The organism is Actinomadura vinacea, assembly GCF_039532545.1.
GTDB classification, from domain to species: domain Bacteria; phylum Actinomycetota; class Actinomycetes; order Streptosporangiales; family Streptosporangiaceae; genus Spirillospora; species Spirillospora vinacea.
Map to the genome: position 1 here is coordinate 517,542 of NZ_BAAARW010000039.1, position 14,116 is coordinate 531,657.

Genomic DNA, 14,116 nt, shown 5'->3' on the forward strand with positions numbered 1-14,116 from the left:
AAGGCAGGGGGCGTGGGACTCCGCGAAAGCCCGTCGTCGTTCGCGCAGCAGCGGTTATGGTCCCTGGCGCAGGCTGAGCCGGGGGCGGTGGTCGACAACCTCTCGGTGCTGGTCAGGCTCGGCGGGGCGCTGGACGCCGCCGCGCTGACCGCCGCCCTGGACGCCGTGGTCGGCCGGCACGAGGCGCTGCGCACCCGGCTGGTGGCCGGCGCGGACGGCGCGGTGCGACAGGTGATCGACCCGCCCGCGCCCATCCGGCTGCCGGTGGCGGACGTGTCCGCCGACGGCGACCCGGAGCGCGCGGCCGGCCGGCTGGTGGCCGCCGACGCGGTCATGCCGTTCGACCTGGCGCGCGGGCCGCTGCTCCGCGGCTGCCTGATCAGGCTGGCCGCCGACGAGCACGTGCTGGCGCTGTCGACGCACCACGCCGTCTCGGACGAACACTCGGGGCGGATCTTCGAGCGCGAGCTGCTGGTGCTGTACGAGGCGTTCCGCTCGGGGGAGCCCGATCCGCTGCCGCCGCTGGAGCTGCAGTACGCCGACTTCGCCGCGTGGCAGCGCGAGCGGCTCGCCGGCGACGTGCTGGAGCGGCACCTGGCGTACTGGCGCGGCCAGCTGGCCGGCGCGCCCACCCTGGAGCTGCCGACCGACCGCCCCCGGACGCCCGTCCCATCGGCGGCGGGTGCGGCGGTCCGGTTCGCGGTCCCGGCCGAGACGGCGGGCGCGCTGCGCGCGGTGGCGCGGGCGGGCGAGGCGTCGCTGTCGATGGTGCTGCTCGCCGCCTTCGCCGTGGTGCTCGGCCGCACCAGCGGACAGGACGACGTGGTGATCGGGACCACGGCGGCCGACCGGCACCGGCCCGAGACCGAGGGACTGATCGGATTCTTCGCCGATCCGCTGCCCGTGCGCACCGACCTGTCCGGCGACCCGGCCTTCACCGAGCTGCTCGCCCGGGTCCGGCCGACGATGCTGGCGGCCGAGGCTCATCAGGACCTGCCCTTCGCCCAGCTCGCGGACTGTCTGGAGGACGGGCGTCTCCGCGCGCTCTTCCACCACGCGGACACGGCCGCGGGGGACTGCGGCGCCGCCCTGACCACCACGATCGCCCGGTCCGACCTGCGGCTCGTCACGACCGACGACGGCGATGCCATCACCGGAGCGATCGAGTACAGCACCGCTCTCCTTGACGCCGCGACCGTGGGACGGACGGCGGGTCATCTGGTGACCTTGCTGGAGGCGGTGGCCACGGATGTCGACCGGCCCCTGTCTCGTGTTCCGATGCTCACCGAGACCGAACGCGACGTTCTGCTGAACGTGTGGAACGACACCGCCGCGCCGCTCCCGGCAGCGGGCGTGCACGAGCTGATCGCCGCCCAGGCGGCCGCGTGCCCCGACGCGGTGGCGGTGTCGTGCGGCGACATTTCGCTGACGTATGCGGGACTGATGGCCCGGGCCGGGCGGCTCGCTCACCGGCTGCGCGGGGCCGAGGTGGGCCCGGAGTCGGTTGTCGGGCTGTGCCTGGAACGCGGAGCCGACATGGTGGTCGCGGTCCTGGCGGTCTGGCAGGCCGGTGGCGCCTACCTGCCGCTCGACCCGGACTATCCGGCGCACCGGCTGGCGTTCATGCTGGCCGACAGCGAGGTGGACGTGCTGGTCGGTCATCGCCGTGCGGCGGTCGACCTGGCGCTGGACACGGCGGTGGAGACCGCGGTGTGGCTGGACGACCCTCAGGTGGCGGCCGAGGTGGCGGCGCTGCCGCCCACCGTTCCCGAGGGGCCCGCGGTGCTCCCCCGGCAGCTGGCCTACGTGATCTACACCTCGGGCTCGACCGGTCGGCCCAAGGGCGTCCAGGTCGCGCACCATGGCGTGGTCAACCTGGCGACGGCGCTGCGGCCCGCGTTCGGTGTCGCGGTGGGAGCGCGGGCGCTGCAGTTTGCCTCGTTCAGCTTCGACGCCGCGCTGATGGACTTCGCGGTGGTGCTCGCGGGCGGCGGCACGCTGGTGGTCGCCACGTCGCGCGAACGGACCGACCTCGCGCTGCTGGCGGCGGTGATCCGGGACGGCGGCGTGGTGTCGGCGAGCGTGGCACCGTCGTTGCTCGGCTCGCTCGATCCGGCCGGGTTCGCGGATCTCACCGGCCTGTTCGTGGGCTCGGAGCGGGTCGGTGAGCAACTGGTGCGGTCCTGGGCCCCGGGCCGGCGCATGTTCAACGGCTACGGGCCCACCGAGATCACCGTGATCTCCTGCACCGAGCAGGTCGACCCCGGAGCGCCGGGCGCGCCGCCGATCGGCGGGCCGCTCGCCAACACCCGGGCCTACGTCCTGGACGAGCAGCTGAATCCGGTGCCGATGGGCGTCGCGGGGGAGCTCTACATCGGTGGCGTGGGGGTGGCGCGCGGCTACGGCGGTCGTACGGCGCTGACCGCGGAACGTTTCGTGGCCGACCCGTTCGCCGCCGACGGCTCCCGACTCTACCGGTCGGGCGACCGGGTCAGGTGGCGGCCTGGCGGGCGGCTGGAGTTCCTGGGACGTGCCGACGACCAGCTCAAGGTCCGCGGGTTCCGGGTCGAGCCGGGCGAGATCGAGGCGGTGCTGGCCGCCCATCCGGCGGTGCGGTCCGCGGTGGTGACCGCCTTGGACGACGGCGGCGACCGGCGGCTGGCGGCGTACGTCGTGCCGTCCGGCGACGACGGCAGCGCGGTCGAGGCCGACGGGGAACGCCGCGTCGGCGAATGGCTTCAGGTCTACGACTCGATGTACCGGGCGGGCGGCGAAGCGGGCTTCGGCGCGGACTTCTCGGGCTGGAACAGCTCCTATACCGGCGCGCCGATCCCGCTTGAGGAAATGCGCCGGTGGCTGGACGACGCGGTTCAGGGGATCCGCTCGCTGCGTCCTGCTCGCGTCCTGGAGATCGGCGTCGGCTCCGGCCTGCTGCTCGCGCGGCTGGCGCCGGACTGCGCGGAGTACTGGGGCACCGACTTCTCCGCGCCCGCCATCGACCGGCTGCGCGAGCAGGTGGCGGCGCGGCCCGAGCTTGCCGGACGCGTGGTGCTGCGGCATCAGGCCGCGGACGACTTCGGGGGTCTTCCGGCGGGACGGTTCGACACCATCGTCCTCAACTCGGTGGCGCAGTACTTCCCCGGCGCGGGCTACCTGATCGACGTCCTCACCCGCGCGGTCGAGCTGCTGGCTCCCGGCGGCGCGGTGTTCGTGGGCGACGTGCGCAACCGGCGCACGCTGCGGCTCCTGCGCACGGCGGCGGAACTGCGCCGCGCCGGGGCCGGGGCCTCGGCCGCCGAGGTGCGGCGGGCGGTAGAGCATGCCCTGATGGTCGAGAAGGAACTGCTCGTCGACCCGGACTTCTTCGCCGCGCTCGCCGAGGTCCAGCCGCGGGTCAGCGGCGTGGACGTCAGGCTCCAGCGCGGTGAACACCACAACGAGATGACCCGCCACCGCTACGACGTCATCCTGCACACCCGCGCCGAACTGGCGGACGTGAGCCGGGTGCCCGCCGTCGGCTGGGGCGACGATGTGCGGGACCTGGGCGGGCTCGCCGGGGTGCTCGTCGCCCGTCCGCCCGCCCCGCTGCGCGTGACCGGGATGCCGAACGGACGCCTGGCGGGGGAGTCTGCCGCCACCCGCGCGCTCGGCGAAGGGCTGTCGCCGAGCGAGGCCGCCGGACTTCTGGCGGACGGCTCCGGCATCGACCCCGAAGTCCTGCACGGCCTGGCCGCCGAAGCCGGATATGAGGCCGTCGTGACCTGGTCCGGCGACCTCGCCGAAGACCGCATGGAGGCCGTGTTCACGCCGGACGGCGACGCGGGCGCCGGGCTGACCGGGACGTTCGTCCCGCATACCGGATCCCGCCCGATCACCGCCCGTACCAACGCCCCCGCCGCCTCGCTCGACATCGAGGTGCTGGCCGCAGAGCTCCGCCGGCACGTCGCCGGGACCCTGCCGGAGTTCATGGTCCCGGCCACGGTGACGGTGCTGGGAGCCCTGCCGCTGACGCCCAACGGCAAGCTGGACCGCGCCGCGCTCCCGGCTCCCCGGGTGGCGGTGTCGGACAAGGCGCCGCGCACTCCGCGCGAGGAGATCCTCTGCGACCTGTTCGCCGAGGTGCTCGGCCTGCCGCGGGTCGGCATCGACGACGGGTTCTTCGAGCTGGGCGGCCACTCGTTGCTCGCCACGAGGCTGATCTTCCGGATCCGCGAGCTGTTCGGGGCCGAGATCGGCCTTCCGGTCCTGTTCGAGCGGCCCACGGTGGCCGCTCTGGCGCAGTCGGTCGAGGGTCCGGCGCCCACGCCGATGACGGCCGCCCGCCGCGACCGTGAGCCGCCGTTGTCCTTCGGGCAGGAGCGGCTGTGGTTCCTCGACCGGCTGGAGCCTGGATCGGCCGCGTACAACGTGCCGGTGCCGCAACGCTGGACGGGGCCTCTCGACGTCGCCGCGCTCAGTGCCGCGCTGACCGCGCTCACGGCCCGCCACGAGGTGTTGCGGACCCGGCTGGTGACCGGCCCCGACGGCGTTCCGCACCAGGTGGTCGATCCGCCCGCGCCGTTCCCGCTCCCGGTCGCCGACGTGAGCGATGAGCCGGATCCGGGCGCCGCCGCCGACCGGCTGGTCACTCTGGACGCGCCCGCGCCCTTCGACCTGGCGGACGGGCCGCTGATCCGTGCGCTGCTGGTCAGGCAGGACTTGGACGAGCACGTGCTCGCGCTGTCGATGCACCACGTCGTCTTCGACGAGTGGTCGCACCGGATCCTGCGGGCCGAGCTCACCGCGCTGTATGAGGCGTTCCGCGACGGCGAGCCGGGCCCGATGCCGCCGCTCCCGGTCCAGTACGCCGATTTCGCGGTGTGGCAGCGCGAGCATGTGACCGGGGACGTGCTGGAGAGCCAGCTCGCCTACTGGCGCCGGCAGCTCGCTGACCTTCCCATGCTCGACCTTCCGGCGGACCGGCCCCGCCCGGCGGTGCGGTCCGCCGATGGCGCGGTCACCTCGTTCGCCGTCCCTGTGCCGGCCACCGAGGGCCTGCGGGCGGTGGCGCGCGAGAGCGGCGCGACGATGTCGATGACGCTGCTCGCCGCCTTCAAGGTGGTGCTCGGCCGATACTGCGGCACCGAGGACGTCGTCGTCGGAACGGCGGTCGCGGGCCGCGGCCGCGCCGAGGTCCAGGACCTCATCGGGTTCTTCGTCAACACGTTGGTGCTGCGCACCGACCTGTCCGGTGATCCTTCGTTCACCGAGTTGCTGGGCCGGGTGCGGCGGACGGCCCTTTCCGCCTACGCGCACCAGGACCTGCCGTTCGAAAAGCTGGCGGATGCCCTCGTCACCGTGCGGGACCGCTCCCGCACCCCCCTCTTCCAGGTGATGTTCGGTTACTCCACCTGGGACGGTGACGTCCTCGCGCCGGGGACGTCGACGGTGAAGTTCGACCTGGAGATCCGGCTGACGGAGACCGATGACGGGCTGACCGGGGCGATCGAGTACAGCACCGCGCTGTTCGACCCGGCGACGGCCGACCGCCTGGCAGGGCACTTCGTCACCCTGCTGCAGGCGGTCGCGGCAGGGCCGGCATTGCCTCTCTCACGGCTCTCAATGCTGGCTCCGGCCGAACGCGACACCCTCGTCCGCGAATGGAGCGGCGATGCCGCGCCGGTGCCCGCCGCGGCCGGGGTGCACGAGCTGATCGCCGCGCAGGCCACCACCCGGCCGGACGCGGTGGCGGTGGTGTGCGGCGCGGCGTCGCTCAGCTACGGCGCCTTGGTCGAGCGCGCGAACCGGCTCGCCCACCACCTGCGCGGTCTGGGGACCAGGGCGGAGACCACGGTGGGCCTGTGCCTGCCGCGCGGTCTGGACATGGTGGTCGCGGTCCTGGCGGTGTGGCAGGCCGGTGGCGCCTACCTGCCGCTGGACCCGGACCATCCAGCCGACCGGCTGGAGTTCATGCTCGCCGACAGCGGCGCGCGGGTGCTGGTCACGCAGGGGGAGAACCCAGTCGATCTCGACACGGTGGTACGGCTGGACGACGCGGCGACGATGGCCGAGCTCACCGCGTCGCCGGGCACGGCGCCTGAGGGCGCGGCCGTCCGGCCGGAGCAGCTCGCCTACCTGATCTACACCTCCGGGTCGACGGGGCGTCCGAAGGGCGTGGGGGTGGGCCATGCGAGCGTGGTGAACCTGGCGACCGTGCTCCGTCCGGTGCTGGGCGCCGCCGCGGGCGTACGGGTGCTGCAGTTCGCCTCGTTCAGCTTCGACGCCTCGGTACTCGACATGGCGGTGGTGCTGGCGGCGGGTGGCACGCTGACCGTGGCCACCGCTCAGGAACGCCTGGAGCCTGGGCTGCTGACCGCGTTGATCCGCGACGGCGGGGTGCGGGCGACCAGCGTCACGCCGTCCTTGATCGGCATGCTGGATCCGGCCGAGACCGCCGGTCTGGAGAGGCTGCTGCTGGGTGCCGAGCCGTTGACCGAGCAGGTCGCGGCCGCTTGGACCACGGGTCGCGAGCTGGTGAACACCTATGGCCCGACCGAGGCGACGGTGATGGTGGCCACGGGCGCGGTGGGCTCCGAAGTTCAGGGCCCGCCGTCGATCGGCGTGCCGTTACCCGGAAGCCGGCTCTACGTCCTGGACGCCCGCCTCGAAGCGGTGCCGGTCGGGGTGGCGGGTGAACTGTTCATAGCCGGTGTGCAGGTGGCACGTGGCTACCGAGGCCGGGCCGCGCTGACCGCGGAGCGCTTCGTCGCCGACTCGTTCGCCGGCGACGGGACCCGGATATACCGGACCGGTGACCGGGCGCGGTGGTCGGCCGACGGGCGGCTGGAGATTCTCGGCCGCTCTGACCAGCAGCTGAAGGTCCGCGGGTTCCGGGTCGAACCGGGCGAGATCGAGGCCGTGCTGACCGGGCATCCGGGGGTGCGGTCTGCGGTGGTCACGGCTGGCGGGGACCAGCCCGGCGGGACGCTGATCGCCTATCTGGTGCCGGACGGAAGCCTCCCCGGGGTTGCCGAGTTGCGCGAGTTCGCGGCGGAGCGGCTACCGGCGTTCATGGTTCCTTCGATCTTCGTCGAGCTGGGCGAACTGCCGCTGTCGCCGAACGGGAAGCTTGACCGTGCCGCGCTGCCCGCACCCGGGGGCTCGCGCCGCGGCCTCGCCGGATTCGTCGCTCCCGAGGGGGCCGTGGAGGAGCTTCTGGCCGGGATCTGGGTCGAGCTGCTGGGGGTGGACCGGGTCGGCGCCGAAGACGACTTCTTCGAGCTGGGCGGGCACTCGCTGCTGGCCACCCGGGTCGCCTCCCGCATCCGGACGGTGTTCGGGACCGAGGTCCTGCTGTCGGACCTGTTCGACCGCCGGACCGTGCGCGGCCTCGCGGCGCGGATCGACGGCTCGGCGCTCGGGATCGTACTGCCGCCGGTGACCGCCGCCGGCCGGGGCGAGCCGTTGCCGCTGTCGTTCGCCCAGCAGCGGCTGTGGTTCCTCGACCAGCTCGACCCCGGTTCCCCCGAGTACAACCTGACGATCCCGGCGCGGCTCGGCCTGATGCTCGACGTCGCGGCCCTTGAGGCGGCCCTGAACACGGTGGCGGCCCGGCACGAGGTCCTGCGGACCAGGCTGGTGGCCGATCTTGACGGGATCGCCCACCAGGTGATCGCCCCGCCGTCGCCGGTTCCGCTCCCGGTGGCCGACGTGTCCCGGACCGCCGATCCGCTCGCGGCGGCGCAGGCGCTGACGGCGGCGAGCGCGCTGGAGCCGTTCGACCTGGCGGCCGGGCCGCTGATCCGCGCGGTGCTGGTCAGGCTGGACCTGGACGAGCATGTGTTGGTGCTGTCGATGCACCATGTCGTCTTCGACGAGTGGTCGTACCGGATCCTCCAGCGCGAGCTGTCGGCCGCCTACCGGGCGTTCCGCACCAGCGAGCCCGACCCGCTGCCGCCCCTGCCGGTGCAGTACGCCGACTTCGCCGTCTGGCAGCGGCAGTGGCTGACCGGTGAAGTCCTGGATGACCAGCTGACGTATTGGCGGCGGCAGTTGGCCGACCTCCCGGCCGTGGAGTTTCCCGCCGACCGGCCACGCCCGCCCGTGCGCTCGATCGAGGGGGCGGTGGCCGGGTTCACCGTGCCCGTGACGACCACCGAGGGGCTGCGGGCGGTGGCGCGCGAGAGCGGCGCGACGATGTCGATGACGCTGCTCGCGGGCCTCGCGGTCGTGCTCGGCCGTTACTGCGGCACCGACGACGTCGTCGTGGGCACGCCGGTCGCCGGCCGCAACCGGGCCGAGATCGAGGACCTGCTGGGCTTCTTCGTGAACACACTGGTCATGCGCGCCGACCTGGCGGGCGACCCGTCGTTCGCCGAGGTCGTGACCCGGGTGCGCGGGACCGCGCTGGACGCCTACGCCCACCAGGATCTGCCGTTCGAGCAACTGGTCGACGCCCTGGTCACCGACCGCGACCGGTCCCGGACCCCGCTCTTCCAGATCGTGTTCAACTACTCCACCGGCGACCCGGCGGACCAGACCGGCGACGGGATTCTCGAGAACGCCTCCGGTGGAGCGCTGGGCGCCGACGTGCTCGCCGGGGCGCTGCCGGTGAAGTTCGACCTGGTGGTGCAGTTGGACGATCGCGACGAACGCCTGGCCGGTGAGATGCAGTACAGCACCGCCCTGTTCAACGCGGCCACGATGGAGCGGCTGATCGGGCACCTGGTCACTCTGCTGGGCGCGGTCGCCGCCGATCCCGCGCGCCGACTGTCGGAGCTGGAACTGCCCGGCGTACCGGAGCACCGCACCCTCGCACCCGTTCCCGAGACCGGCCGTCCCGAGACCGCCGGCTCCGTGGAGCCGCGCGGTCCCGTCGAGGAACTGCTCGCGGACATCTGGGCGGAAATACTCGGCGTGGACCGGGTGGGCGCCGCGGACGGCTTCTTCGATCTGGGCGGACGCTCGCTGCTGGCCACGCGGGTCATGGCGCGGGTGCGGACCGCCTTCGACGTTGAGATCCCGCTGTCGGTCCTGTTCGACAGGCCGACGGTGCGCGGGCTGGCAACCGCGATCGAGGAGGCGGCCCGTGGTTCGGCGGCAAGCGGTCCGGCGGCGCCACCGGTGACCGCCGCCGGACGGGGCGAGCCGCCGCCGCAGTCGTTCGCGCAGCAGCGGCTGTGGTTCCTCGACCGGCTGGAGCCCGGGTCGCTCGAATACAACCTGGCGATGTACGTGCGGTGGGAGGGGCCACCGGACGTGGCTGCGCTCGGCGCCGCGCTGACCGCGCTGACCGGCAGGCACGAGGTCTTCCGGACCCGGCTGGTGGCCGGGGCGGACGGCATGGCACGCCAGGTCATCGACCCGCCCGTGCCGTTCCCGCTGCCGGTGGTCGATCTGACCGCGGCCGCCGACCCGCGCGCGACCGCGGAGCTGCTGTCCGCCCGCGACGCGGCGGCGCCGTTCGACCTCGCGGCCGGTCGGCTGCTGCGCGGCTGGCTGATGCGGCTCGGGCCGGACGAGCACATCCTCGTCCTGGCCACGCACCACGTGATCTTCGACGAGTGGTCGGCGGGCATCTTCGAGCGCGAGCTCCTCGCCCTGTACGCGGCGTTCCGCGACGGCGAGCCCGACCCGCTGCCGCCACTGGCCGTGCAGTACGCCGACTTCGCGGTCTGGCAGCGGGCCTGGCTGAGCGGCGAGATCCTGGACGCGCAGCTGTCCTATTGGCGGGACCGGCTCGCCGGGGCGCCGGTGCTGGAGCTGCCGACCGACCGGCCGCGTCCGCCCGTGCGGTCGGCGGCCGGGGCGATGACGCGGTTCACCGTGCCGCCCGAGGCGGCCGACGGACTGCGGGCGGTCGCCGGCGCCGGCGGCGCGACGATGTTCATGACGCTGCTGTCGGTGTACGCGGTGCTGCTCGGCAGGTACTGCGGCATGGACGACGTCGTCATCGGCACGCCGATCGCCAACCGGGACCGGGCCGAGACCGAGAACGTGATCGGGCTCTTCCTCAACACGCTGGTCATGCGCGCGGACCTGTCCGGCGACCCCTCGTTCGCCACCCTGCTGGACCGGACGCGCGGGACGGCCCTTTCCGCCTACGCCCACCAGGACCTACCGTTCGAGCAGCTGGTGGACGCCCTCGCCACCGACCGGGACCGGTCGCGCACCCCGGTCTTCCAGGCGCTGTTCAACTACGACACCATCGACCCGCCCGCCGCGACCGGCCAGGGCGGGCTGACGTTGGGCGCGCTGAGCCCCGGTGAGGTGATCGCCAAGTTCGACCTGCGGCTGATCCTCGTCGACGACGGCCGCACGCTGGATGGCACGATCGAGTACGGCACCGCCCTGTTCGACGCCGCGACGATCGAGCGCATGGCGGGCCACCTGGTCGGCCTGATGGAGGCGGTGGCCGCCGACGCGGCCCGGCCGGTCTCCGAGCTCGCGATGGTCGGCAGCGCGGAGCGCGGCCTGCTGCTGGAGGTCTGGAGCGGAGCAGCCGCCGTACCGGCGCATGAGCCGGGGATGACCCACGAGCTGATCACGGCGCGCGCCGCGACGTCTCCGGCGGCGGTCGCGATGGTCGCAGGCACGGAACAGCTGACCTACGCGGAGCTGGTGGAGCGGGCGGGCAGGTTGGCGCACTACCTTCGCGGCGCGGGCGTCGGTTCCGAGACGGTGGTCGGGCTGTGCCTGCCGCGTGGTACCGACATGGTGACCGCCATCCTGGCGGTGTGGCTGGCCGGCGGCGCGTATCTGCCGCTGGACCCCGGCCATCCGCCGGAACGGCTGGCGTTCATGCTGGGTGACAGCAGGGCGACCATGCTGGTCGGCACGAGCGACATCGTCGACGACCTGCCCGCGGGGCGGCTGCGCTCGGTCAGCCTGGACGACCCGATCGTCAGCGCGACGCTGAGTACCATGCCGGCCACGCCGCCCGAGGTCACCGTGCTGCCCGACCAGGTGGCCTATGTGATCTACACGTCCGGTTCGACGGGACGGCCGAAGGGCGTGCAGGTCACCCACGGCGGGCTGGCCGCCTATTTGGCGGCCTACGGGGCGGAGGTGGCGGAACCGGCCGGGCTCGGCGAGCCGGGTGCCCGGTACGCGCTGCTTCAGGCCCCGGTCACCGACCTCGGCAACACGATCATCTTCAGCAGCCTGGTCACGGGTGGCGTCCTGCACGTTCTCGCCCCGGACGCCGTCACCGATCCGGGCGCGGTGGCCGACTACCTTGCCGAACACCACATCGACCACCTGAAGGCGGTCCCCTCGCACCTGGCGGCCCTCGCCACCGATGCGGGGACGGCCGCCCTGGTCCCGGCGCGCGGCCTGGTCCTGGGCGGCGAGGCCGCCCCGGCCGACCTGCTTCGCGAGCTGCTCGCGGCCGCCGGGGACCGGCCGGTGGTCAACCACTACGGCCCGACCGAGACCACCATCGGCGTGGTCACGACAAGGCTGAACGAGGTCCCGCCGCCGGGCGGGACCATCCCGATCGGGACCCCGTTCGCCGGTACCCGCGTCTACGTGCTGGATGCCCGGCTCGGTCCGGTGCCGGTGGGCGTGACCGGTGACCTGTACGTGGGCGGCGCCCAGGTCGCGCGCGGCTACGGCGGCCGTCCGGCGCTCACGGCGGAACGCTTCGTCGCCGATCCGTTCGCCGGTGACGGCTCGCGCCTCTACCGCACAGGCGACCGGGTTCGGTGGCGTGCCGACGGCAGGCTGGAGTTCCACGGCCGGGCGGACGGACAGCTCAAGGTCCGCGGGTACCGGATCGAGCCCGGCGAGGTGCAGGCCGCGCTGCTCGCCCACGCGCGGATACGGGCGGCCGTGGTGACCGTGGACGGCGCCGTCGCCGACCGCCGGCTGGTGGCCTACCTGGTCCCCCAGGACGCGGAGACGGGCATCCCGGAGATCGGCGAGCTGCGTGCGCACCTCGGCGGGCGGCTGCCCGACTTCATGATCCCCTCGATCTTCACCGAGCTGGCCGCCCTGCCGCTCACGCCCAACGGCAAGCTCGACGCGGCCGCGCTGCCCGCGCCGGACGGTCTCCGGCCGGAGCTGGACGGGTTCGCCGCCCCGTCGGGCACGACCGAGGAAACCCTCGCCGAGATCTGGGCGCAGGTGCTCGCCGTGGACCGGGTCGGTGCCATGGACGACTTCTTCGAGCTGGGCGGGCACTCGCTGCTGGCCACCCAGGCGGTCTCGCGGATCCAGGAGGTCTTCGGGGCCGACGTCGCGCTGGCGGTGCTCTTCGACCGGCCCACCGTCCGGGCCCTGGCACCGGTGATCGACGAAGCCGTACCGGGCGCATCCGTATCGCCGGTCATACCGGTGGACAGGGACGGCGGATCGCCGCTGTCGTTCGCCCAGCAGCGGTTGTGGTTCCTGGACCAGATGGAGCCCGGGTCGGTGGAGTACAACACCCGGCTGCCGTTGCCGCTGGGCGCCGGCCTGGACGTGGCGGCGCTGGGCGCGGCGTTGAATGCGCTGGTGGCGCGGCATGAGGTGCTGCGGACCCGGCTGGTGGCGGGCCCGGACGGGGTGGCGGAGCAGGTCATTGACCCGCCGTCGCCGCTCGAGCTCCCGGTGGTGGATGCCGGTTCGCCCGCCGTCGCCAAGCGGCTCATGGCGCGGCAGTCGGCGGCGCCGTTCGATCTGGCCGCCGGTCCGCTGCTGCGGGCGCTGCTCATCCGGCCAGGCACCCGAGAGTGGCTCCTGGCGTTGTCGATGCACCACGTGATCTTCGATGAATGGTCGAGCCATGTGCTGCGGCGCGAGCTGACGGCGCTGTACGAGGCGTTCCGCGCGGGTGAGCCGGATCCGCTGCCGCCGCTCGCGCTGCAGTACGCCGACTTCGCGGTGTGGCAGCGCCAGTGGCTGACCGGCAAGGTCCTGGAGCGGCAGCTCGACTACTGGCGGGACCGCCTGGCTGGGGCGCCCGAGCTGGAACTCCCGATCGACCGGCCGCGTCCGCCGGTGCGGTCAAGCGCCGGGGACTGGCAGCCGTTCACCGTCCCGCCGGAGACAGCCGAGGGCCTGCGCCGGGTCGCGCGTGCGGGCGGCGCGTCGATGTTCATGACGCTGCTGGCGGCGTTCTCGGTGGTGCTGGGCCGTTCCTGCGGCCAGGACGACGTGGTGGTCGGCACCCCGGTCGCGGGCCGCAACCGCGCCGAGACCGAGGGCCTCATCGGATTCTTCGTCAACACACTGGTCATGCGGACCGACCTGGGCGGCGACCCCTCGTTCAGCGAGCTGCTGCACCGGGTTCGCGAGGTCGCGCTGGGCGCGTACGCGAACCAGGACCTGCCCTTCGAGCAACTCGTGGACGCACTGGGAACCGAGCGGGAGCGTTCGCGCACGCCCCTGTTCCAGGTGCTGTTCGGCTACGACGCCGCGGGCGCGGGGGACCCGGAGCCATCCGACCTCGAACCGGACGGACCGCCGGCGGCGAAGTTCGACCTGGGGTTGCGGCTGAGCGACACCGGTGACGCCATGGCAGGCGAGATCAAGTACAGCATCGCGCTCTTCGACACGACGACCATCGAGCGGCTCCTGGGGCACCTGCTGACGTTCCTGGGCGCGGTGGCCGCCGATCCGGGCCTGCCGTTGTCGCGGCTGCCGATGCTGACGGCTGCGGAGCGTTCCGAGCTGCTGGGGGAGTGGAACGACACGGGTGCGGCTGTTCCGGATGTGGGCGGTATCCATGAGTTGATCGCGGCGCGGGCGGGGCTGTGCCCGGACGCGGTTGCGGTGGTGGCGGGGGATGTGTGCCTGACTTATGCCGGGTTGGTGGAGCGGGCGGGTCGGGTGGCGCGTTATCTGCGAGCTGGGGGCGTCGGTGCCGAGTCGGTGGTGGGGCTTCGGCTGGAGCGTGGCGTGGACATGGTCGTCGCGGTGGTCGGTGTGTGGCTGGCGGGTGGTGCCTATCTGCCGTTGGATCCGGACTATCCGGCCGATCGGCTCGAGTTCATGCTCGCGGACAGCGGCGCCGAGGCTGTGATGGGCCCCGGTGAGATGGCCGCCGCGCTGGCCGGCCCGACCGGGGAAGTGGCTCCGGTGACGAACCCGGACCGGCTGGCCTACGTGATCTATACGTCGGGTTCGACCGGGCGGCCGAAGGGCGTGCAGATCA

1 protein-coding gene is annotated in these 14,116 nt (G+C 73.3%); it reads left to right on the top strand.

All coding sequences use genetic code 11. The features are described 5' to 3' along the window. Positions 1 to 12 precede the first annotated feature (12 nt). The coding region (locus ABD340_RS43645; RefSeq protein ID WP_344597521.1) for an amino acid adenylation domain-containing protein at positions 13 to 14,116 on the top strand (14,104 nt) is incomplete at its 3' end.